22 protein-coding genes and 1 tRNA gene are annotated in these 23,892 nt (G+C 40.0%); 4 read left to right on the top strand and 19 right to left on the bottom strand.

The features are described 5' to 3' along the window. The first annotated feature begins 1 nt into the window (after position 1). Positions 2-1,672: a sodium/sugar symporter gene (locus SK086_RS04685; protein WP_324690132.1), complete on the top strand. Its 1,671-nt coding sequence runs from the start codon at positions 2-4 to the stop codon at positions 1,670-1,672. 3 nt (positions 1,673-1,675) lie between these two features. Here SK086_RS04685 and SK086_RS04680 read toward each other — a convergent pair whose 3' ends face one another. From SK086_RS04680 to mraZ, 17 genes are all read right to left on the bottom strand, one after another. Next, positions 1,676-2,425, bottom strand: a complete 750-nt coding sequence (locus SK086_RS04680) for a zinc-dependent peptidase (protein WP_324690130.1) — start codon at positions 2,423-2,425, stop codon at positions 1,676-1,678. 415 nt (positions 2,426-2,840) lie between these two features. Continuing rightward, a tRNA-Arg gene (locus SK086_RS04675) sits at positions 2,841-2,914 on the bottom strand. A gap of 85 nt (positions 2,915-2,999) precedes the next feature. Beyond that, entirely contained in the window at positions 3,000-3,449 is a 450-nt protein-coding gene (locus tag SK086_RS04670) for a GatB/YqeY domain-containing protein (RefSeq protein WP_324690129.1), read from the bottom strand. A 365-nt stretch (positions 3,450-3,814) separates the two neighbouring features. Then, the gene (gene ftsZ, locus SK086_RS04665; RefSeq protein WP_324690127.1) at positions 3,815-5,767 is read right to left on the bottom strand and encodes a cell division protein FtsZ; all 1,953 of its coding nucleotides are present in this window, start codon (positions 5,765-5,767) and stop codon (positions 3,815-3,817) included. A 35-nt stretch (positions 5,768-5,802) separates the two neighbouring features. Beyond that, the gene (ftsA, locus tag SK086_RS04660; RefSeq protein ID WP_324690126.1) at positions 5,803-7,188 is read right to left on the bottom strand and encodes a cell division protein FtsA; all 1,386 of its coding nucleotides are present in this window, start codon (positions 7,186-7,188) and stop codon (positions 5,803-5,805) included. A gap of 6 nt (positions 7,189-7,194) precedes the next feature. After that, on the bottom strand, positions 7,195-7,917 hold the full coding sequence (locus SK086_RS04655) for a cell division protein FtsQ/DivIB (RefSeq protein WP_324690125.1): 723 nt from the start codon (positions 7,915-7,917) through the stop codon (positions 7,195-7,197). Next, on the bottom strand, positions 7,914-9,254 hold the full coding sequence (gene murC, locus SK086_RS04650; protein ID WP_290876365.1) for a UDP-N-acetylmuramate--L-alanine ligase: 1,341 nt from the start codon (positions 9,252-9,254) through the stop codon (positions 7,914-7,916). The genes SK086_RS04655 and murC overlap by 4 nt, the downstream gene beginning before the upstream one ends. A 22-nt stretch (positions 9,255-9,276) precedes the next feature. Then, positions 9,277-10,368 (bottom strand): undecaprenyldiphospho-muramoylpentapeptide beta-N-acetylglucosaminyltransferase, encoded by a 1,092-nt coding sequence (gene murG / locus SK086_RS04645; protein ID WP_324690123.1) that lies wholly within the window; start codon positions 10,366-10,368, stop codon positions 9,277-9,279. Further along, entirely contained in the window at positions 10,369-11,679 is a 1,311-nt protein-coding gene (locus SK086_RS04640) for an FtsW/RodA/SpoVE family cell cycle protein (protein ID WP_324690122.1), read from the bottom strand. 37 nt (positions 11,680-11,716) lie between these two features. Then, entirely contained in the window at positions 11,717-12,079 is a 363-nt protein-coding gene (locus SK086_RS04635) for a four helix bundle protein (protein WP_324690120.1), read from the bottom strand. A 29-nt stretch (positions 12,080-12,108) separates the two neighbouring features. Then, on the bottom strand, positions 12,109-13,446 hold the full coding sequence (gene murD / locus SK086_RS04630; protein ID WP_324690118.1) for a UDP-N-acetylmuramoyl-L-alanine--D-glutamate ligase: 1,338 nt from the start codon (positions 13,444-13,446) through the stop codon (positions 12,109-12,111). A 1-nt stretch (position 13,447) separates the two neighbouring features. Further along, on the bottom strand, positions 13,448-14,674 hold the full coding sequence (gene mraY, locus SK086_RS04625) for a phospho-N-acetylmuramoyl-pentapeptide-transferase (protein WP_290876376.1): 1,227 nt from the start codon (positions 14,672-14,674) through the stop codon (positions 13,448-13,450). Between the two features lie 4 nt (positions 14,675-14,678). Further along, the gene (locus tag SK086_RS04620; RefSeq protein WP_290876378.1) at positions 14,679-16,142 is read right to left on the bottom strand and encodes a UDP-N-acetylmuramoyl-L-alanyl-D-glutamate--2,6-diaminopimelate ligase; all 1,464 of its coding nucleotides are present in this window, start codon (positions 16,140-16,142) and stop codon (positions 14,679-14,681) included. After that, positions 16,139-18,148, bottom strand: coding sequence for a penicillin-binding protein (locus tag SK086_RS04615; protein ID WP_324690117.1), 2,010 nt, complete (start codon positions 18,146-18,148; stop codon positions 16,139-16,141). Before SK086_RS04615 ends, SK086_RS04620 begins: the two co-directional genes overlap by 4 nt. Next, positions 18,139-18,486, bottom strand: coding sequence for an FtsL-like putative cell division protein (locus tag SK086_RS04610; RefSeq protein ID WP_324690115.1), 348 nt, complete (start codon positions 18,484-18,486; stop codon positions 18,139-18,141). The genes SK086_RS04615 and SK086_RS04610 overlap by 10 nt, the downstream gene beginning before the upstream one ends. A 4-nt stretch (positions 18,487-18,490) precedes the next feature. Next, positions 18,491-19,399, bottom strand: a complete 909-nt coding sequence (gene rsmH / locus SK086_RS04605; RefSeq protein ID WP_324690114.1) for a 16S rRNA (cytosine(1402)-N(4))-methyltransferase RsmH — start codon at positions 19,397-19,399, stop codon at positions 18,491-18,493. Next, positions 19,374-19,847 (bottom strand): division/cell wall cluster transcriptional repressor MraZ, encoded by a 474-nt coding sequence (mraZ, locus tag SK086_RS04600; protein ID WP_290875307.1) that lies wholly within the window; start codon positions 19,845-19,847, stop codon positions 19,374-19,376. Before mraZ ends, rsmH begins: the two co-directional genes overlap by 26 nt. Positions 19,848-20,237: 390 nt before the next feature. On the opposite strand from mraZ, the gene SK086_RS04595 reads away from it, so the two are divergent. Together SK086_RS04595 and yihA are read left to right on the top strand one after the other, a co-directional pair. Further along, on the top strand, positions 20,238-21,002 hold the full coding sequence (locus SK086_RS04595; protein WP_324690112.1) for an alpha/beta fold hydrolase: 765 nt from the start codon (positions 20,238-20,240) through the stop codon (positions 21,000-21,002). Positions 21,003-21,048: 46 nt separating this feature from the next. Then, positions 21,049-21,666, top strand: coding sequence for a ribosome biogenesis GTP-binding protein YihA/YsxC (gene yihA, locus SK086_RS04590; RefSeq protein ID WP_290875311.1), 618 nt, complete (start codon positions 21,049-21,051; stop codon positions 21,664-21,666). 3 nt (positions 21,667-21,669) lie between these two features. Here the strand turns inward: yihA and gldC are convergent, their stop codons facing one another. Together gldC and gldB are read right to left on the bottom strand one after the other, a co-directional pair. Further along, positions 21,670-22,005, bottom strand: coding sequence for a gliding motility protein GldC (gldC, locus tag SK086_RS04585; protein WP_290875313.1), 336 nt, complete (start codon positions 22,003-22,005; stop codon positions 21,670-21,672). Further along, positions 21,998-22,963 (bottom strand): gliding motility lipoprotein GldB, encoded by a 966-nt coding sequence (gene gldB / locus SK086_RS04580; RefSeq protein WP_324690110.1) that lies wholly within the window; start codon positions 22,961-22,963, stop codon positions 21,998-22,000. The genes gldC and gldB overlap by 8 nt, the downstream gene beginning before the upstream one ends. A 93-nt stretch (positions 22,964-23,056) precedes the next feature. On the opposite strand from gldB, the gene nadE reads away from it, so the two are divergent. Further along, positions 23,057-23,863: an NAD(+) synthase gene (gene nadE, locus SK086_RS04575; protein ID WP_324690109.1), complete on the top strand. Its 807-nt coding sequence runs from the start codon at positions 23,057-23,059 to the stop codon at positions 23,861-23,863. Positions 23,864-23,892 lie beyond the last annotated feature (29 nt).

The raw sequence follows: 23,892 nt of genomic DNA, 5'->3' as shown, positions 1-23,892 counted from the left end.
CATGCAAACTTTAGCCACCCAAGATTACATCGTTTTCTTCGCGTATTTCGTCATTATTGTCGGCTACGGCTTTTGGATTTACAACCGCAAAAAGAAAGCACAAACCAGTAGTAACGACTATTTTCTGGCAGAAGGCTCGCTGACTTGGTGGGCGATTGGCGCATCGTTGATTGCCAGTAACATTAGTGCCGAACAATTCATCGGCATGAGTGGCAGCGGTTTCAAAATGGGATTGGCTATTGCCACTTACGAATGGATGGCGGCGGCCACTTTAGTAATTGTTGCCATATTCTTTATGCCGGTATATTTGAAAAACAAAATTTTCACCATGCCTCAATACCTAAAAAAGCGGTATAACAGTGATGTAGCAATGATTATGGCAGTGTTTTGGTTGTTGCTTTACGTATTGGTAAACCTAACTTCCATACTGTATTTAGGTGCTTTGGCCATTAGCAGTATTTCGGGATTGAACATTACTTTTTGTATGGTGTTTTTAGCTTTTTTCGCCGTGATGATTACATTGGGCGGCATGAAAGTAATTGGTTATACAGATGTCATTCAAGTCTTCTTTCTGATATTAGGCGGATTGGTAACCACTTATTTGGCGTTGAACTTGGTAGCTGCCGAATTCGGTTCCGAAGGTGTCATCAGCGGGTTTAACTTGATGCGAGAGAAAGCTGATGACCATTTCCACATGATCTTCGACACTTCAAATCCGAATTATATGGATTTACCCGGTTTGTCGGTATTAATTGGTGGTATGTTAATCATTAATCTGAATTATTGGGGATGCAACCAATACATCACGCAAAGAGCTTTGGGCGCCGATTTAAAAACAGCTCGCGGCGGCATTTTATTCGCGGCTTTCTTAAAGTTATTAATGCCTGTAATCGTTGTTTTACCAGGAATTGCCGCTTATGTTTTATACCAAAACGGCCATTTTCAAACCGAAATGCTACAAGATGGTAGTGTAAATCCTGACCGCGCCTATCCTATTTTATTAAACTTATTACCCGTTGGTTTAAAAGGATTGTCTTTTGCCGCTTTAACGGCGGCCATTGTGGCCTCTTTAGCCGGCAAGGCCAATAGTATTGCCACCATATTCACTCTAGACATTTATAAAGAGAAAATCAATGTAATAGCCGATGAAAAGAAATTGGTCAACATTGGGAAATTAACCATCATAACCGCTATGATTATTGCTGTAGTTGTGGCTCCGTTTTTAGGGATTGACAAAAAAGGCGGATTTCAATACATACAAGAATATACAGGTTTTGTCAGTCCGGGTGTTTTCGCGATGTTTATCCTTGGCTTCTTTTGGAAGAAAACAACTTCCAATGCGGCTTTATTTGCTACCATAGGCGGATTCATTATGTCGATTTTATTCAAGTTCATGCCGGCGGTAATCGATTTGTCTTTCTTGCATCCTATGGGATTTGCAGTTCCGAATGCAGATGGCGTTTACGAAATTCCGTTTATCGATCGTATGGGATTTGTATTTGCACTTTGCGTTATCGGGATGTACTTTATCAGTATTTATGAAAACAAAAAAGGCCTAAAACCGAATGGTCTCGAAGTAGACAAAACCATGTTCCGCATGTCGCCGAGTTTTACCGTAGGCATGTTGGTTATCCTATCGCTATTGGCTGCATTATACACCTTGTTTTGGTAACATTTAATGTTTGTGATTGAGCATTTTGCTGACCAATTGAAACAACTCCGGAAATCGGCGTTCAAACTCAGACGGCGTTTCAAAGTAATGTTCGATGATGACCGAGATGAATTCAAACTGATTGGTGAAGGCATAAATCCGAAAATAATCGGAGTCAATCAAGCGTTGGCGATTGGGCGGATGATTCACTTGTTCGCGTAATTTATTATAATGTTTGCGAAAGGCCAACGAACTACCATCGTTGCTACTTAAACAATGATGGTGAATAACGTGTGAAAACTCATGGATGCCTAAATTGAGATTGTCGTTTTCCACTTGATAACCTTCCGTAAAATGTTTCCAAGAAAAAACCACGGCTTTGAGTCGCGGGTTAAATTCTCCTTTGTGGTAATTCTCAGAATAGTCGGAATAGTATTCTTCCGGATAGATGAGAATTTTATCAAAAACATCGACCAGATAGCGGCGCATACCAAAAGTCAGCATGACATAAGTTCCGGCAATCAGGGTTTGCATTTCGTAGGTAACTGGTGCTTCACTGCGAGAAATAAAGGCATATTTTTCGGTAAAAGAAGCCAATCGATGATGAAAATAAGCTTTGTGCTTTGGCGAAAGCTTTCGGTAAAAGTCGAATTGATTGTGAATGATTTGTGCTTCCTGAGGTGTTATGGTTTTGCGAGACCAATACCAGTGAATGAACAACGGTCGCTGCCATACTGTAATACTGATATCATCCATTAGCGTGAACAAAAACATTATTACGTAGGAAAAAAGGAAGACCAGAACGAAAAAAATTATAAGGGCAAAAAACACTTCCATTGGCTAAAGATATAAAAAAAGCCCAAGAGTTAACTTGAGCAATTTAATGATGGGAAGATAAATTTTGGGTACCGCTATATTACTTAAAGCACCGCTTTAAAATTAAGAGAAGAAGTGCAAAAGCGCTCTTCTAATACCTGACAGCCACCGGCTGTCCTCCTTTTAATTTCAAATCTCAAAGCTCCTCCAGAAGCTTCGGGATTGAAAATACAAGAGCAAAGAAAATGCTCAAGCGAGCTTGGACATAGGGATTTTGCTGCGCAACATCCCTCAAAGCTCCGCTTTGAAAATACAACATCCAAGAAAATGCTCAAGCGAGCTTGGACATTTTCTTGGATGTTGTATTTATTCGTGACCGCGAAGGGATTCGAACCCCCAACCCTCAGAGCCGAAATCTGATATTCTATCCAGTTGAACTACGCAGCCGATTTAAAGTTTGAGGTACAAAGTACGAAGTTAAAAGGAACACTTCCTACTTCCAACTTTGTACTTTGTACTTTGTACTTTTCAATTATGCTAATAATTTTTTAACGATAGTCGAAATGGTTTTACCATCGGTTTTACCGGCTAAAACGGCTGAAGCTTTGCCCATAACTTGACCCATAGCGGCCATACCTGAAAAACCGCCTTCAGCAATAATGGCCGCTACTGCAGCTTCTACTTCGGCTTCAGACAATTGGGCAGGAAGGAATTTTTCGATTACGGCTACTTGCGCCAATTCCGGTTCTGCCAAATCAGCTCGGTTTTGTTGTTGGAAAATAGCAGCGCTGTCTTTGCGTTGTTTTACCAAACGTTGCAATAATTTGATTTCATCGTCGGCCGATAATGTATCGCCGGCACCTGCTTCAGTTTTGGCTAAGATGATACCGGATTTGATGGCTCTTAAGGCTTCTAAAGCAACGGTATCTTTGGCTCTCATGGCGTTTTTCATTTCGTCCATGATTTGGGTTTCTAAACTCATATTTCAGATTATTAGATTGTTAGATTATCAGATTTTCAGAAAATGCTAAAATGGTTGGCTTTTTAGCCCCGATGGGAGCAAGTATACTTTTTTGTTTTGAGAAAAGCCCTTCGACTGCGCTCAGGGTGACAAAACAAAAAAGATACTGCGGACAGCGGGAATAAGGATTACTGAAACTGCCCGAACCATTCGCTCCAAAAAGCACTGCGAAGGTAAAAAAATAACCCGAAAATCTCAAGGAAATTTTCGGGTTGTTCGATTAGAAAAATGGCAGACTAATCTACGTTATCATATTTGAGAGTAAGAGGAGGAAGTCCGGTGGACTTCAGGTATATGAGCTTTAGCTCAACTCTTATTCCTAACTTTTAATCCACATTGTCATGTAAAAACGAATTGTTGGTACGGATTTGTAAATCGTCGTTACTATCGGTTCCTAAAGACATTCTGGAGTTTGCGTTATTGCCGGTGTTGTTTGACAGGTCAACACCCAATCTTTTGTATGCCGGTTCTTTTTCCAATTCCTCAATGCGTGACGGATTGTTGTGGAATTTATAATTGAACTCTTTTAATTTTCTTCTTCGTTCGTCGGCTCTGTGTTTCAACGTTTCTTCGATAGTCATTTCCATAGGAGATACTTCGTCGAAATAGTTTACCGCTTGCGGCTTTTCGGTTTCCACTTTCATGGTAAAGTTCAATTCTTCTGCGATTGGCTCTTCCACTACTTTAGCGGCCGGTTTAGAGTTTAACAAGTCGTTTTCCAACTCCATGTACTCTTCCAAAGAATATTTGATTACACCGCCTTCGTTGAGTTCAGTTACCGGAACAAATTGTACCGGCTCGTTGACCACAATTTCATTGGCTTCCGACAAATCGAATACGATTTTAGTTTCTTCTACAGCTTCTACCGTTTCTATTTTTTCGAAAACAGGCGCTGCGGCCGGCATGTCAAAAGTGAAAGTGATTTGCTCTTCTTCCACAACATTGGTTGGCTCTACTACGTCCATGGCTTTTACTTCCGGAGTGGTTACTTTGAAATCGATATCTTTAATAGGAGAAACGATTTCGAAAGTCACGTCTAAGTTGCGGATAAACTGGTTCATGGCAATCAACTCATTTTCATTGATAGCCGCCGGAGTTTCAACCACAGGCGCTTGAATTTCTTCTTCAATCAATTCGAATACGATTTTCTCTTCCGGGGTTTCCGCTTTAGGTGTATCAACTATATTTTGGAATACTTCAACCGGTTTTTGCGTTAAGTCGCGTACCAATTTTTGGTCGTCTTCCAAGGCGTGAACAATTTTCTTAACTTCTGTATTAACGATACCGTTTTGTTGTTCTACATTGAAACCGGTAGCAATAATGGTTACCGCGATGGCTTCGCCCAAGCTTTCGTCTTCACCAACACCCATGATGATGTTAGCGTTGTAGCCTGCTTCGGTTTGGATATGATCGTTGATTTCTCCGATTTCGTCAATGGTAATTTCGTTAGAGCCTGAAACGATAAGCAACAATACGTTTTTAGCTCCTGTAATTTTATTATCGTTTAACAATGGAGAATCCAAAGCGGTAATAATAGCCTCTTTGGCACGGTTGTCCCCGGTAGCCACAGCAGAACCCATGATAGCAGTACCGCTATTGGACAATACCGTTTTAGCATCTTTTAAGTCGATGTTTTGCGTGTAGTGGTGCGTAATTACTTCTGCGATACCGCGAGAAGCCGTAGCCAACACTTCATCGGCTTTTGAGAAACCGGCTTTGAAACCTAAGTTTCCGTACACTTCTCTTAATTTATTGTTATTGATAACAATCAAAGAATCAACTTGTTTTCTTAATTTTTCAACGCCTAACAACGCTTGTTCCGAACGTACTTTCCCTTCAAATTGGAATGGAATAGTTACGATTCCCACAGTAAGAATATCTCTTTCTTTGGCCAATTGAGCAATGACCGGCGCAGCACCTGTTCCGGTTCCACCGCCCATACCGGCTGTGATGAAAACCATTTTAGTATTGCTGTCCAACATTTTTTCAATATCGCCCACGCTTTCCAAAGCCGATTGGTGTCCTACGTCGGGGTTAGCGCCTGCGCCAAGACCTTCGGTTAGGTTCACTCCTAACTGAATTTTGTTAGGTACCGGACTGTTTTGCAATGCTTGTGAGTCGGTGTTACATACAATGAAATCTACACCTTTGATTCCTTGTTTGAACATGTGATTGATAGCGTTACTTCCGCCGCCACCAACACCGATTACTTTGATCACATTTGATTGATTCTTTGGTAAATCAAATGAGATGCTTCCAAATTCTGAGTTGCTTATCATACTATTTTGGTGTTAGGTATTTATTCTGTTATTCTTTACTCTGCGTTATCTAAAAAATCTTTGATCTTGTCTACATAGCGATCAAAGAAGGAGCGCTTGATTTGCTTTTCTGTCTCGCGCTCTGCCGGTTTTTCTACTTCCAACGGTTGCTCAATGGCTGCGACCACCTCTTCTTTCGGTTCGAAGACCGGTTGTTGTGGTGCAGTTTTCGGGGCTTCGGCTACTACTTCTTTCAGCTCTATTTTGTAGGCACTGTTAGAGTTGTTTTCGATGCTGTTCATCACCAATCCAACTGCGGTAGCAAATAACGGACTGGAGATTTCTTCGCCCGAGTTACCGGCTAAATGTTCGTTAGGATAACCAATTCGGGTATCCATTCCGGTAATGTATTCCACCAATTGCTTGATGTGTTGGAGCTGTGAACCGCCACCGGTTAACACGATTCCGGCAATTAATTTTTTGCGTGGATCTTCGTGTCCGTAAGCTTTGATTTCCGTGAAAACCTGTTCTATAATTTCCACTACTCTGGCGTGGATAATTTTTGATAAATTTTTAAGCGAAATCTCTTTGGGATCTCTGCCTCGTAAACCCGGAATAGAAACAATTTCGTTGTCTTTATTTTCCCCAGGCCACGCGGATCCGAATTTGACTTTCAACAATTCGGCTTGCTTTTCAATAATCGAGCAACCTTCCTTGATGTCATCTGTAATAACATTTCCACCGAAAGGCACCACTGCGGTATGACGAATAATGCCGTCTTTAAAGATGGCCAAATCTGTGGTTCCGCCTCCAATATCGATTAAAGCTACACCGGCTTCTTTTTCTTCCTGACTCAAAACCGCATCGGCAGAAGCCAATGGCTCTAAAGTCAAGCCCGACAATTCGATACCGGAACTTTGGATGCATCTGCCCACATTTCTGATGGAAGACGCTTGTCCGACTACCACGTGGAAGCTGGCTTCCAAGCGAGCGCCGTACATTCCGATAGGTTCTTTGATCTCGGTTTGTCCGTCAATTTTAAATTCTTGCGGCAATACATGGATGATTTCTTCGCCCGGCAACATGGCCAATTTGTTAACTTGGTCGATTAGCAATTGTATGTCTTTCCCGCTTATTACTTCCTCGGGATTGGTTCGAATTACGTAATCCGTGTGTTGTATGCTTCTGATGTGTTGTCCGGCTATGCCAACCACTACATCATTTATTTTATAACCTGAATTATTTTCTGCCTCAAGAACTGCTTGTTGAATAGACTGAATGGTTTGGGTGATATTGTTTACTACACCACGAGCCACACCAAGGCTTTTGGATTTGCCAACGCCCAAAATCTCCAATTTCCCATACTCATTCTTCTTGCCAATCATGGCTACAATCTTGGTTGTCCCAATGTCTAACCCTACTGCAATATTCTCTTTTTCCATAATCTTCTATTTAATGCACACCACTTGCTTGGTAAACTTTAAATTAATTCTTCGGTACTTTTCCAAAGTGCTGTCAGAAACAGCCTTCTGAAAAAAGGCTTTATAATTCTTAAATTTTCTTTCAATGTTGATGGTTCTTCCGAAATCGATTTGGTAATCGTAATTTCGGTTGGCCATAACCATGCTTCCGTTAGACAAAATTTGCACGCCGATAATGTTTTTTTTCAAAAAATCATCTTCGGCAATATTTCTCAAAACTTCCGCTAATTTTTCTTTTTTCACCGCCGTTATTTCGCCCGAAACTAAGGGTACTCTGGCAGCAAAATTATCAGATAACGGCATTTTATTCCCCTCATAATCAAGATAAAAAGAACCCGTTTCTTCAAACACGCGACCCAGCGGTTGTTTTTGTTCCACCACTGCTTTTAAAACCCCATCAACACTGACAAAAACATCTGCTTTGTGGACCATTGGATGACTGCTTACAGTTTTCTCCAATTTATTCAAATCTAAACCATCTTTATTGATAGTTTTTAGGTCCTGATTTTTTTCTATTAACAATTTATTAACCGTTTCAGGCTTTAAAAAAAGGCTGTTTTCACCTACAAAAACCACTTCGGTTTTCACAATTTTTCGCATGGCATTTCGGTGCGAAGTGAACGAAAACAGGAAGATGACAACGAAAATCATCAACAGTAATCTAATATTTGTCCAAGTCAGCAATTTCATGACAACGCCAATTTAATTTTCGGAACTAATTCACCTATATCTCCTGCGCCGATTGTGACAATTATTTTAGCCGAATTTTCTAAAATAGTCGGAATCAAATCGCCTTTAGAAACCAATTTTTTATTGGGATTTTCCATTTTGGAAAGTAGCCAACTTGACGTTACCCCTTCCATAGGCAATTCTCTGGCCGGGTAAATATCTAACAACAAAATTTCGTCGAATTGCGATAAGCTTTTGGCAAAATCATCGGCAAAATCTTTGGTTCTGCTGAACAAATGCGGTTGGAATACTGCCAGCACTTTTTCACCCGGATACAACTCTCGAACCGCTTGGTGCACGGCGTTGATTTCGGTTGGATGGTGTGCATAATCATCGATGTAAACCAAATCGGTAGTTTTGATTTGATACGAAAATCGGCGTTGGATTCCTTTAAATGAAGCCAAGGCCTTAGCAATGGACTCGGTTGGGGTTCCATAAGTCTTAGACATTGCTAAAGCCATCAAGGCATTCATCAAATTGTGTCTTCCGGGCAAACCGAACTGCAAATCACGGATGGTTTCTGAAGGCGTTTGCACATCAAAAACATAAAACCCGTTTTCAATTCGGATGTTGAAAGCGCTATAGGTTGCTTCTTCATTAATACCGATAGTTAACCCTTCTAACGGCAACCCTTTTGGGACAAAAAGTTGGTTCTTATCGGCTACTTTATTGGCAAATTCTCTAAAAGAATCCTCAATGGCGGTAGCATCGCCGTAAATATCTAAGTGATCCGCATCCATAGAAGTCACGCAAGCAATATCCGGATGCAAATGCAAAAAGGAACGATCGAATTCATCGGCTTCCACTACGGTAACGGTTTTGCCGCTGCCGATTAAATTGGAATGGTAATTTTCGACAATTCCGCCTAAAAAAGCAGTAACATCGGCACCACTTTCGTAAAGAATATGGCCTAAAATACTGGAAGTAGTAGTTTTTCCGTGTGTGCCGGCTACAGCGAAACAAAAAGTATCTTTGGTGATGATTCCTAAAACCTCTGCGCGTTTTTTAACCACGTAATCTCGCTCTAAAAAATAATTCCATTCCGAATGCGTCACCGGAACAGCCGGCGTGATGATTACCAGTGTATTTTCGACATAAAATTCTTTTGGAATTAAGTTGATATTGTCTTCAAAATGAATGTCCATACCGGAAGCCTTCAACTCATCGGTTAACATAGTCGGGGTTTTGTCATAGCCCGAAACTTTTTTACCAATGTTTTGGAAATAACGCGCCAAGGCACTCATCCCGATGCCCCCGATGCCGATGAAATAGACGTTATGGATTTGGTTTAGATTCATTTGAGTTACTGAGTGGCTGAGTTTACTTTATTAATTTAATTATTTCTTCTACTATGTCTTTGGTGGCGTTAGGCTTGGCCAATTTTTTAATATTTTGACTCAATTCCTGCTGCCAATTTTCGTCGGCTAACAACTTGGAAAATGTAGTTTCAAATTGCTCGTCCAATTCAGTTTCACGCAATAAAACCGCTCCGTTTTTATCGGCTATGGCTTTGGCATTTTTGGTTTGATGGTCTTCGGCTACGTTGGGTGACGGAATAAAAATAGTTGGTTTTCCTACCAAACACAATTCGGATACCGATGATGCTCCCGCACGAGAAATAACAACATCAGCAGCGGCATAAATCAAGTCCATTTTATCAATAAATGCTACTACTTGAACATTTTCTCTTTCATTGAAATGTTGGTAGTCGTCGTAGTACAACTTCCCGCATTGCCAAAAAACTTGTACTCCGCTAGCCAATAGAAAATCGAGTTCTTTCGCTATTAATTGATTCACTCTTCTGGCGCCCAAACTTCCGCCTAAAACCAAAAGTGTTTTTTTATTGGAATCTAATTTGAAATAACCGATGCCTTCGCTTCTTTTATGGTCAACATCAAGTAAATCTTGACGTACCGGATTACCGGTTAAGATCATTTTTTCTTTTGGGAAAAAGCGTTCCAAATTATCATAAGCGACACAAATCGCATTCGCTTTTTTACTCAACAATTTGTTGGTGATGCCGGGATAAGAATTTTGTTCCTGAATCACCGTTGGAATATTCATACTATTCGCCGCCTGTAATAACGGTCCGCTGGCAAAACCGCCGGTACCGATAACCACATTGGGATTGAACTTTCTGATGATTTTTCTCGATTTCCACAAACTGCTCATGAGTTTGAGAGGAAACAGCATGTTTTGCAACGTCAATTTTCGTTGTAAACCTGCAATCCACAAGCCTTCGATTTTATAACCGGCTTGCGGTACTTTTTGCATTTCCATTTTATCGCTTGCACCTACAAAAAGAAATTCCGCCTCCGGGAATCGAGACTTTAACTCATTGGCAATGGCAATAGCCGGATAAATATGTCCGCCTGTACCGCCGCCGCTTACTATGAATTTCAACTTTTTCATTTACTTTTTCTTCAAAATAGGTTCCAACGGATTGGCATCTTCTTGGATGGAATAACTTTCCAATTCGGCTTGCTCCGCTGCTTTTTCAGCCGCTTCTTCCTCTTGCAATTGTTTGTCTATCATGCGTTGTAAAGCGTCTTCTCGTTTTTGTTTTTCAGCTAACTCTTCGGCAATTTCTTCTTCTTTCTTGGTCACACTCAAAATAATCCCCAGCGCCAAACAAGTCATCCAAATAGAACTACCACCGCTACTGATTAGTGGCAAAGTTTGTCCGGTTACCGGCAGTAACTCCACCGCTACAGCCATGTTGGTCATCGCTTGAAAAACAATTGGAAAACCTAAACCAATAACCACGAGTTTTCCGAAAAGCGAATTGGCTTTGTGTGCAGCGACTACAAATCGGAACAACAACAACAAGTACAAACTCAACACCAAAATACCACCGAACAAGCCGTATTCTTCCACTATAATGGCGTAGATAAAGTCGGATGATGATTGCGGTAAAAAGTTTTTTTGCACACTTTTTCCGGGACCGAGACCATAAACACCACCTGACGCTATAGCAATTTTAGCCTTTTCGATTTGGTAATCGTCTTCATCGGGTTTGTCTGTGGTAAAATTATCGATACGATTGATCCAAGTATCCACACGATTCGGAAACGCATCCGGAAATTGTTTGGCTACCAAAATAAAAAAGGTCAGTCCAACAATACCGGCGCCTAAAATCACTCCAATATACTTGATTGGATATTTTCCGATAAACGCCAACATCACTACCATTGCAAAAATCAAGGCTGCAGTAGACAAGTTGGCCGGTAAGATTAAGGCGATCGTAATAAAAACAGGCGTCCATAATTCCCACAACGAATTTTGTAAGGTTATTGGCGTTTCACGGGTTTTCGACAAGTAGCGAGCTACAAAAACATAGAGCACTAATGAAGCCAAAGCCGAGGTTTGGAAGGTAATCCCGATAAACGGAATTTGAATCCATCGACTGGCGTTAGCGCCTTGAATTACCTTTCCGTTGACCAAAGTATAAATCAACAAAACCCAAACCACCGGTAACATTACACGCGAAATGGTTCTGAAATAGTGATACGGTACTTTGTGAATTTTGTATAAAATAAAAAACCCAACAAAAACTTGAGCGCCGTGTTTGAGCAAGTACGTTAAAGCATTCCCCGAACCATGACGCATGTACGCCAAATTACTACTCGCGCTAAACACAGGCATAAACGAGAATAGCGCCAACAAGGCCACGAAGGCCCAGATGACTTTATCTCCTTTTAAGCTGTGAATGAGTTCTTTCATTTTTAATTTTAGATATTAAATTTTAAATATTAAATATTCATTTATTGTTCAATCGGTTATTTACTGTTTTTAGGGTTGAGACAAAAATCGCAACTAATTCGCTTGATTCTTTTAAAGGAAACTCTAATTCTGATTTGCTTAACCAATTCATTTCAGTTATAATTTCAAGCCAAAATTGTGTTTCATCAACTTCTTCTAAAACAATATTTAATTTTGCTACAAACTCTTTATCACTTCTTGCTCTACATACGGCTCTGTAATTTGCACCGACAGAAGTTGCACTTTTAGCCAATTGATTAATGACAACTCTTGATGAAATTGAAATCGGCATTTTCTCTACTAGATTTAATATGAGCAAAGAGAATTGCTTGGTTCTATTTTTAAATTCATCATTTGTCATATTTGATATTTAATATCTAATATTTTAGATTATAAATTCTTAACAGCAGCTTTAAATTGGTTTCCTCTGTCTTCATAGTTTTGGAACAAATCAAAGCTGGCACAAGCCGGTGACAACAAAACCGCATCACCTTTTTCCGCTAAGTGTTTGGCCGTGTTTACCGCATCGCGCATATTATCCACTTCTACCATCATATCAACTACGTCACTGAAGGCATCAATGATTTTTTTATTATCTAAGCCCAAACAAATGATGGCTTTTACTTTTTCGCGCACCAAAGGCATCAACTCGCTGTAGTCATTTCCTTTATCCACACCACCAACTATCCAAACGGTTGGTACCGTCATACTGTCGAGAGCGAAGAAAGTCGCATTGACATTGGTGGCTTTGCTATCGTTGATGTACTGTACATTTTGAATTTTGAGTACTTTTTCCAAACGATGTTCAACGCCTTGGAAATTCGACAAGCTTTCGCGTATGGTTTGCTTTCTGATCTTCATCAGTTGGGCTACAGAAGTAGCGGCCATAGCGTTTTTCATGTTGTGCTTTCCTTCCAATGAAATGTCAGCGGTTTTCATTTCAAATTCTTCGTTGTTGATGATAATGTCCATAGTGTCGTCGTTTTTAATAAAGGCTCCGTTTTCAAAAGTTTTTGATAACGAAAAAGGTATAGTTTGTGCTTTTGTTTTATTGTTTTTTAACCATTCAGCTATCGCTTCGTCATCGGCATCATAGATGAAAAAATCAGCTTCCGTTTGATTCATTGTGATTCTGAATTTAGAGGCGATATAATTTTCATATTTATACTCATATCGGTCTAAATGATCGGGACTGATGTTGGTTAACAACGCAATGTCCGGTTTGTAATTGATGATGCCGTCCAACTGAAAACTGCTTAATTCCAACACGTAGTAATCGTAGTTTTCTTCGGCCACTTGCCAGGCAAAGCTTTTCCCGATATTCCCGCCTAAACCTACGTTCAGTCCGCCTTCTTTGAGCAAATGATACGTTAGCATGGTGGTAGTTGTTTTACCGTTGCTTCCTGTAATCCCGATGGTTTTCGCTTTGGTAAACGGATAAGCAAACTCGATTTCAGAAATGACCGGTATTCCTTTTTCAACCAATTTTTTTACCATTGGCGCTTTGTCCGGAATTCCGGGGCTTTTCATCACTACATCGGCATTTAGAACCAAAGCTTCCGTGTGCTTTTCCTCTTCCCAATCGATGTTATATTGTGTAAGAACGTTTTTGTATTTCTCTGTTATCTTTCCGAAATCGGACACGAATACTTCATAGCCTTCTTTCTTTCCTAAAATGGCGGTTCCCACACCACTTTCGCCTCCGCCCAGTACAACCAATCGCTTCATGCTATCTCAATTTTAAAGTCACAATAGAAACAATGGCTAATAAGATGGCTACAATCCAAAATCGGGTTACAATTTTACTTTCGTGATAGCCTTTCTTTTGGTAATGATGGTGCAAAGGTGACATTAGGAAAACCCGTCGGCCTTCGCCAAAACGCTTCTTGGTATATTTGAAATAAGCCACCTGAATGATTACTGATAAATTTTCGGCAAAGAAGATGGCACACAACACCGGCAATAACATTTCTTTGCGAACTGAAATGGCCAATACGGCTATGATTCCGCCTATGGTTAAACTTCCGGTGTCGCCCATAAATACAGAGGCCGGAAAGGAGTTGTACCATAGAAATCCGATTAGCGCTCCAACAAATGCAGAAATGAAAACCGTCATTTCACCCGAATTCGGGATGTACATAATATTTAAGTAACTCGACAAAATAAGATTCCCCGAAACGAAGGTAAAAATCCCTAGTGCGAGCACGGATATGGCGGATGTTCCTGCGGCCAGACCGTCGATTCCGTCAGTCAAATTGGCTCCGTTAGACACTGCTGTGATGATGAAAATCACAATCGGAATAAATACCAACCACGCCCAATTTTCGTAACCATCTCCTGTCCAAGCGATGATTTTAGCATAATCCAACTCGTTATTTTTAACAAACGGAATAGTCGTGGTCGTTGATTTTTTCTCCACCGGTGCTTGGGTGATGACATTTTGCGTTTGATTGAAAGTGATAGGCGTATTCGAACGTTCTCTCACAGTTACACCCGGATGGAAGTACAATACAGAACCTACGATTAATCCGAGTCCAACCTGCCCGATTACTTTGAAAATCCCTTTTAAACCTTGTTTGTCTTTCTTGAAGATTTTGATGTAATCGTCGATGAAACCAATGGTTCCCATCCAAAGCGTGGTTACTATCAACAAGATGATGTAGATATTATTGAGCTTGGTTAACAAAATCACCGGAATCAACGTAGCGATAATGATGATTAAACCACCCATTGTTGGCGTTCCTGCTTTTTGGGTTTGGCCTTCTAAACCTAACTCTCTCACCGTTTCCCCAACTTGCTGGTTTCTTAAGAAGTTGATGATTTTTTTACCGTAAATGGTAGAAATCATCAGCGACAAGATTAAGGCCAAAGCCGAGCGAAACGTAATGTATTGGAATACCCCGGTTCCGGGCACATCCATAGTTTTGTCGAGGTATTCAAATAAATAATATAGCATAGGTTTATTTATTTAGCTGTTCTAATAGTTCTTTTACAATTTTCATATCGTCGAAATCGTGGCGAACGCCCTGAATTTCTTGGTAGGTTTCGTGTCCTTTTCCGGCGATTAGGATAATATCGTTTGGTCCGGCCAACTGACAAGCGGTTTTAATGGCTTGTTTACGGTCGACTATGGACAAGGTTTTCTTTTGATTTTGCGGCTCAACACCTTTTTCCATATCGGCTATAATGTCAATCGGATCTTCTGTTCTTGGGTTGTCCGAAGTGATGATGACCTTATTGCTCATGCTGCTGGCAATGTGCGCCATGATTGGTCTTTTGGTTTTATCTCTGTCACCACCGCAACCTACCACTGTAATCAATTGTTCATTATTGGTTCGGATGTCGTTAATCGTTTTGATTACATTTTCCAAAGCATCCGGTGTGTGCGCATAATCAACTACCGCCGTAATTTTTTGATCGGATACGATGTATTGGAATCTTCCGGACACGCTCTCCAATTCAGATAACAATCGCAATACTTCTAACTTATCCAAACCTAGTTCAACTGCTGTTCCATAAATGGCCAATAAATTGTAGGCGTTAAAAGTGCCAATCAATCGCACCCAAACTTCACTTTCATTAATCTTTAGCAACAAGCCGGACAATTGGTTTTCCAAGATTTGGGCTTTATAATCGGCATACGACTTTAAGGCATACGTTAACTTTCTGGCGGAAGTATTTTGGAACATTACCGCTCCGTTTTTATCATCAACATTCGTCAAGGCGAAAGCCGTTTTAGGCAAATGATCGAAAAATGATTTCTTCACATCTCGGTATTCGGCAAACGTTGCGTGGTAATCCAAGTGATCGTGTGACAAGTTGGTAAATACACCACCGGCAAAATGTAAGCCTTCGGTACGTTTTTGATGAATCCCGTGCGAGCTTACTTCCATAAAGCAATATTCTACACCGGCGGCATTCATTTCTGCCAGATAATGGTTAATGGTTAACGAATCCGGTGTCGTGTGGGTGGCTTTGTATTCGATATCATTCACCATAATTTTTACGGTAGACAACAAGCCTACTTTGTAACCTGCTTTTTGGAACAATTGGTACAAAAGCGAAGCAATCGTTGTTTTGCCGTTGGTTCCGGTAATGCCTACTAACTTTAGATTTTGCGACGGATTACCGTAATAATTGGTCGCCAAATAAGCCAAAGCCGTATTGGTATCTTTTACCTGAATGTAAGTCACACCTGTAACGATAACTTCCGGCAATGTATCGCAAACAATAGCGGTAGCGCCCAAGTTGATGGCTTTTTCGATAAAGTCATGTCCGTTAGAAACCGTACCACGTATGGCCACAAACACATCGTTTTCTTCCACTTTTCTGGAATCAAATTCGATTTTGTGTATAGGCATTTCGGTCGAACCTTTAACGACTTCGATAGCTACTCTGTATAATATGTCTTTTAAAATAATCACGATAATTCGAGTATGATGATTTGATTTTTGGTTAAGGCTGAGCCCGGTTGGATGGATTGTCTTTTCACTTTGCCGAAGCCGATGACTTTAACCTTCATTTTCATATTTTCTAAAAGTGCCACAGCATCCATACCGCTCATTCCTTTTACATTCGGGACAACTTTGGATTCGGAATTGGCTTTGGTTTCAAACTCGGCATAAGCTTTCTCTTGCTTGCCGATTTTTTTATTCAAGTTTTTGATTTCGTTTGTGGATGGCGCATCCGTAAAGATCTTTTGCGCTACTCTTTTAAATACCGGACCAGCTACATCGGCACCATAATAATTATTCCCGGAAGTATTTGGCTTGTGCACCACTACGATACAAGAATACTTAGGGTTTTCTGCCGGAAAGAAACCTACGAAAGATGAAATGTAATGCTTCTCGCTTCCGCCGTTTTTACCGTAATTGGCTTGAGCAGTTCCGGTTTTTCCAGCCATCGAAAAATCTTTAGAATACAACTTAGATCCGGTTCCTTTTTTGACTACATTGGTCAATACTGCTTTTAGTTTCTTAATCGTTTCAGGTGCGCAAATTCTCGGATTAATGACTTCTTTATTGTATTTTTTAATGGTTCGGTTCCATTCTTTGATTTCGGACACAAATTGTGGCTTTACCATTTCACCGTTATTCGCTACCGCATTATACAACGTTAGTGTTTGCAAAGGCGTAACCGAAACTCCGTAACCGAAAGCCATCCATGGTAAGGAAATCGCACTCCAATGTTTGTCGCCCGGCTGAGGAATGTATGGTTTACCTTCACCTTGGAAGGGTAATCCAAGTGGTTTGTTTAAGCCCATACGATCGATGCGATCTACAAATTCTTTAGGGTTGTTTTTGTAATTTTCGTAAACCGCTTGTACTAAAACAGTGTTCGAAGACACCTCAAAACCTCTGCCTAAAGAGATACTACCATAACCGCCTTCGTGAGAATCTCTCACTTTTTTGCCGCGGTAATCGATTACTCCACCAAACGTATTATACACTTTACTGGTATCGACTTTTTGGTCATCCAATAAAGCAATCATGTCGACCAACTTGAAAGTAGAACCCGGTTCGTGAGATTCAGCAATAGCATAATTGGTGGTTTCAAAATAAGTAGAATCGGATTCTCTTAGTTTTCCCAAATTAGAAATGGCTCTGATTTTACCCGTTTTGGTCTCCATAACCACCACACAACCGTGATCGGCTTTGTATTCTTGCAACTGCTTCAACAAAGCATGGTGTGCAATATCTTGGATGTAAACATCTATAGTTGACATTACATCATAACCATCTTGCGGATCTACTTCATTTTGGTCACGTATAGGTTTCCATTGTCCTTTGGCAATTTTTTGTTTCAAGACTTTACCGTCTTTGCCATTTAAGTAATGGCGAAACGACCATTCGATGCCTTTCCCGACTAACTTTCCGTTTTCGTCTTCTCTTTCATAACCAATAGTTCGCTCGGCAATTTTCCCAATAGGATGTTCGCGTACCGTTTTTTGTTCCGTAATCATACCGCCTTTGTTGGCCCCCAAATTGAACAATGGAAAACTTTTAATTTTCACATACTGAGTATAGCTCAACTTTTTGGCGATTAACAAATAGCGATTTTTGTTTGCCCGTGCGGTTTTGAGTTGGTTTAGGTAAAAACCACTTGGTTTGCCTAACATTACGGAAAGTGAATCAGCCAAAAGTTTTACGTTGGTTTCAAAATCCTCCGACTTCGGTGCTACCGCATCGAAACGGATGTTGTAGTTAGGGATTGATGTTGCCAATAAGCTTCCGTCAGCCGAATAAATATTGCCTTTATTCGCCGGAATGACAAAGTTTTTCACTGTTCGTTCTTTGGCCAGTTTTCGGTAATGATCGCCTTCCACCCACTGAATTTTAGTGAGTTTAAACGTAATTGCCAAAGCCATCAAAAACAAGCAGAAAGCCACTAGGTAAATACGGTAAGAGATATGTTTATCTTCTACTGCCATAGCTTTTGAAAGAAACTTTTTTCTATTGGTTTTTTAATTTTTATTTTTTGTGGCGGAACCGATGAAGGGAAAATATTTCGCTCCTTCATTTTTTCGGAAATGGTCGATTCCATCTTTAATTTCATTAATTCCGAACGTTTGTCTACAAATTCAGAACGCAATTCTTTGACTTCGTTAGTCAGCTCGGCGATTCTGAAGATTTTTTGATCGTAACGGTGTTCGTTGGCAATCATCAAAATGGCCAGTAAAATCAAAAACACGATGAAACGCCAATTTTTGGTAGCATCTTCATTCACTAAAAACCGAGCTTTTAAAATGCTGTAAACACCTTTTTTCATCGGATTAAATTTTTTCAGCTATTCTTAATTTGGCACTTCGTGCTCTGTTGTTGATTTTTATTTCGGCTTCTGTCGGCACAATTAACTTTCCTACTAATTTGAACGGTACCGAAAAGTTTCCGAAGAAATCGCGTTCCGGTTCGCCTTCAAAAAGGCCGTTTTTCATAAAGCGCTTCACCAAACGATCTTCCAACGAATGGTAAGAGATAACACTTAAGCGGCCGCCCGGTTTCAATATTTCAAGCGATTGCTCTAAGAACTCTTTGAGCACTTCCATTTCTTGGTTTACCTCAATTCGTATGGCCTGATAGATTTGAGCCAAGACTTTATTTTTTACTTTCTCCGGCAGGTATTTTGCCAAAACCGTTTTCAGTTCTTCGGTCGTTTTGATGTCTTTTTTCTCTCTGGCATCTACTATGGTTCGGGCCAAAGCCGGCGCTACTTTTAACTCGCCGTAATCCAAAAACACTCTTTTCAGGTTGTTTTCGTCGTATTCGTTGATGACTTTATAAGCATCCAACTCGTTTCTTTTGCTCATTCGCATATCGAGGTCGGCATCAAATCGAGTGGAAAAACCTCTTTCCGGCACATCAAATTGGTGAGATGAAACGCCTAAATCGGCTAAAATTCCGTCTACGCTTTTCACCCCATGAAATCTCAAAAAACGCTTGATGTATCTGAAATTCTCTTGAACCAAAGTAAACCGTTCATCCGGCAAGGCGTTATTCCAAGCATCTTCATCCTGATCAAAACCGAACAACTTTCCATCAGGTCCGAGTCTTCGCAAAATTTCTTTGGAATGACCACCACCGCCAAAAGTCACATCGACATATATGCCATCAGGCTTAATATTTAAACCATCTACAGTCTCGTATAATAAAACCGGGTTATGATATTCCATCGCTGTCGTCATTTATGTTTCCCATTACATCTTCTGCTAAATCTGCAAAATCAATGTCGTCACCGGCAATCGATTTTTCATACAAATCTTTATCCCAAATCTCCACAATGTTTACGGCTGACGAGAGCACGATATCTTTTGAAATCTGACTAAAAGTCGTTAAGTCTTTCGGAATCAATAATCGGCCTAAATCGTCAACTTCAACCATTTTTACACCAGCTGTAAAGCGGCGGATGAAGTCGTTATTTTTTTTTACGAATCGGTTAAGCTTATTGATTTTTTGCATCATTAAATTCCACTCTGCCATTGGATAAAGTTCCAAACAAGGCTGAAACACAGAACGCTTCAAGACGAAGCCATCTTGAAGAGAATTAGCCAGTTGCTTCTTCAAAGCCGAAGGAATCATCAGTCTTCCCTTAGCATCAACTTTGCATTCATATGTTCCGATAATGGAGTTCAATTGCTATTTATTTTGGTTATCAGCAAAAATATAAAAATTATTACCACAATTTACCACAAACTACCACTTTGTTAATAAGTTTTACCACTTACTGCCATTTTCCGAGAAAAATCGCCGACAGCCATCTTTTGGTAATTATTGATGATTGTTTAACAAATCCGAACAGGAACAGAAAAAAAGAGATAAAAAACTCATTATTAGCTATATTGTTGACAAAAATTAATTTTTTGAGCTAAAAAAACAGAGTATAAGTCAACTAAAAATTGAGGTTGCTGTTTTGAAAAAAGCGATTGAAAAATCAACTTTCAAGACGGAAATATTAGTGGTAAACCATAATTGTTAGGTATAAAATCATATATTTGTTGCCGAGGTAAAAAGTCAAAAAATTACATGGAAGGAAATTTTAAAAAAGAAGGAAGATATACCTATTTTGAAGTCGGAGAAGGCACGCCTATTGTTGTTTTACACGGATTAATGGGCGGCTTGAGTAACTTTAACGGGGTAGCCGATTATTTCTCCAAAAGAGGTTACAAAGTTGTCATTCCCGAATTGCCTATTTACACTCAAAACATTCTGAAAACCAACGTGAAAGCGTTTGCCAAATACGTGAAAGACTTTATCACTTTTAAAGGATTTGACCGTGTTATTTTGTTGGGCAATTCATTGGGTGGACACATTGCTTTGTACCATTCTAAAATGTACCCTGAAAAAGTGGCGGGTTTGGTGTTAACCGGAAGTTCCGGACTTTACGAGAGCGCCATGGGCGACAGTTATCCGAAAAGAGGAGATTATGAATACATCAAACAAAAAGCAGAAGCCGTTTTTTACGACCCTAAGGTAGCCACCAAAGAAATAGTAGATGAAGTTTTTGCTGTAGTCAACGATCGCATTAAAGTTTTGAAAACTTTAACGATAGCCAAAAGCGCAATCCGTCATAATATGGCCAAAGACTTACCTAAAATGCACGTTAAAACTTGCTTGATTTGGGGAAGAAACGACCAAGTAACACCGCCTCAAGTGGCAGAGGAATTTCATAAATTGATGCCGAATTCGGCTTTGTATTGGATTGACAAATGTGGTCATGCGGCCATGATGGAACATCCGGACGAGTTCAATCGTTTGTTAGACGAGTGGCTTAAAGAGGTTCATTTATAATTTACAAAGAGTCCGTTTTGGACTTTTTTGTTTTTACCGAAACACTATGAAAATTAATACTGCCGAATTTATCATCAGCAACTCCGACGCCAGCAAGTGTCCGAAAGAACCATTGCCGGAATACGCTTTTATTGGTCGCTCCAACGTTGGAAAATCTTCGTTGATTAACATGCTGACCAATCATAAAAATTTGGCTAAAACTTCAGGAAGACCGGGAAAAACCCAGTTGATTAATCATTTTAAAATCAATTCGAATTGGTTTTTGGTCGATTTGCCGGGTTACGGTTATGCGCGTGTTTCTAAGAAAACCAAAGATGTTTTTCAGCAATTCATCACCGATTATTTTGAAAAAAGAGAACAATTGGTTTGTGCTTTTGTGCTGATTGACATTCGTTTAGAGGCGCAAAAAATCGACTTGGATTTCATCAATTATTTAGGCGAAATCGAAGTGCCTTTTTGCCTGATTTTTACCAAAGCCGACAAAATCAGTCGCGGTAAAATTGACGCGCATGTTGCAGCTTACCGTAAAGCATTGTTAGCCAATAATTGGGAAGAAATGCCACAGCACTTTGTAACCTCTTCTTTGGAGAGCACTGGAAGAGATGAGCTATTGGCTTTTATTGACGATGTCAATGCGCAGGTGTTTAAAAGTGGCGAATTATAAACGCTACCCTTTCAACTCCATTTTCTCCGCAAAGTAATCACAAAAATCCTTCATAGTATCCACCATTTTTTCATCACCGGTTGCTCGTTGAAACGTATCTGCCATGGCCACTAAGGTTTGATGGAAAAACTTTTTCATTTCATCTACCGGCATATCTTTGGTCCACAAATCAATACGAAGGGTTTCTTGCGCATTGCTGTCCCAAATAGACAACATCAAGGCTTTGGCTTCTTCTTGCTCAACACCGCCGTCTTGAGCCGTCCATGTGAGTTTTTCGGGAATTCTGTTTTCGTCGAGTTCAACGTTGAATTTTATTTCGGATTTGATGGTATTACTCATTTTTCTTAGGTTTATATTTTGATCTATCGAAGATTTGTTTGGCATCCATTTTTAGCATTTCCTGCAAACTCACTTCGTTATTTTCCATGAAGGAGCGGACAATTTGCCATCCAATCCACTGTCCTATTCTACCCGGCGATTCATTATCAATTTCGAGATAGAACTTGGAAAACGGGGCCATGTTGACAAAACGATTCTCTAGTTTGGCATCGGTACTGAACAACAAATCTTCTTCTATAAAATAGCGCCAAATGTAACTTTCATTTTCTTGACTCCAAGTAATTTGCTCCGGCGTATATCCCATTTTTTCGGCATCTGTATAATCCGGCAGCATAATATCTTTCATATAAAGTTCCTTGCCGTAGTAAATCATATTGGCCAACAAGGTTTTCTCTGTAGGCGGCGGAATTTTTCGAACAGCAAAACTTGATACGATATCCGGCATCATTTGGCGCTCTTCAAAATTTTGTTTCAAATATTCCGGAAAAGTGTAAAATTGATGCGACTTCCCTAAGTACAGCTCCAAAGCGATAATTAATTTATCGTCGGCATAAATGGCTTTGTTGTGATAATCCATTTCGGCTATAACAGTGTAAATTTTAGGCATCACCGTTTCCGGGAAATAGTATTTGAAATGTTTGAACAAGTCCTCTATCTCAGTAGTTTGTTTGTTAAAATCCGGGAATTTCTTTTGGACTTCAGCATACAATGCTCGCCAATCTTTGTTTTGCATTTTATCAATCCAGACCGCATCCGGCGTGCCTTCGGGGAAAAAAAATGGGTACTCGGCTTTTAAATTGGCCAACTCGTTTGGTTTGGCTTCAAAAAAAGCTTGATCAAAACGGTCTACTTTCAAGGCAACCGGAATGGCTTCAACCGCTTTTTCCACCTTGGATTTCTTATCGCAGGAAACCATCAAAACAACCAGTAATACTATTGTGAAATACTTTTTCGTCATAGGGATTAAATATCAGAAAACAAGCAATTGAAAGTTTGCGTTTTTTTACATTTGCAAATATACATTTCAGTTTTTAAAAATTTTCATAAAAAAATGGCTAAAAAAAGCAATCTTAAGGTAGGGGAAACTAATACCCATATTGTTTCATGGTTAAAGAATTACGCTACAATTGCAAAAGTAAATGGTTTTGTAGTAGGAATTTCGGGCGGAGTTGACTCGGCAGTAACCTCAACTTTGTGTGCGCAAACCGGCTTTACTACCTGGTGTATTGAAATGCCGATACACCAAGACAGCAGTCAAGTGAGCCGTGGCAGAGAACATATTGAACAGTTGCAAAAGCGATTTCCGAATGTAAAACACGCGGAAGCGAATTTGACCGAAGTATTTGAAACGTTTAAAAAAGCGGTTCCGAGTTCGGAAGACGAAGGCAAATTGAATTTGTCTCTAGCCAATACAAGAGCTAGATTGCGAATGAGCACATTGTATTATTTTGCCGGAATTCATGGCTTATTGGTTGCCGGAACGGGCAATAAAGTGGAAGATTTCGGTGTTGGTTTTTACACTAAATATGGAGATGGCGGTGTTGATTTGAGTCCGATTGCCGATTTAATGAAAAGTGATGTGTATGCGCTGGGAGCGTATTTAGAGATTCCTGAATCCATCCAACAAGCAGCACCAACCGATGGTTTGTTTGGCGATTCGAGAACCGATGAAGACCAGTTAGGCGCCAGTTATGACGAATTAGAATGGGCTATGTTAGCCGCTGAAGCCGGAAAAAAAGCGACTGATTTTGAAGGCAGAAATAAAGAAGTTTTTGAGATATACAGTCGATTACATAAGATAAATCAGCATAAAATGAACCCTATACCGGTTTGTTTGATTCCTGAAATCTTTAAATAAATGCTATTTTTTTTAACATTTTAATAATA

Origin of the sequence: Flavobacterium cheonhonense, assembly GCF_035671315.1 — a bacterium.
Lineage (GTDB): Bacteria > Bacteroidota > Bacteroidia > Flavobacteriales > Flavobacteriaceae > Flavobacterium > Flavobacterium cheonhonense.
Note: the sequence above shows the minus strand (reverse complement) of the source record. Positions and strands in the feature narration are given on the sequence as shown.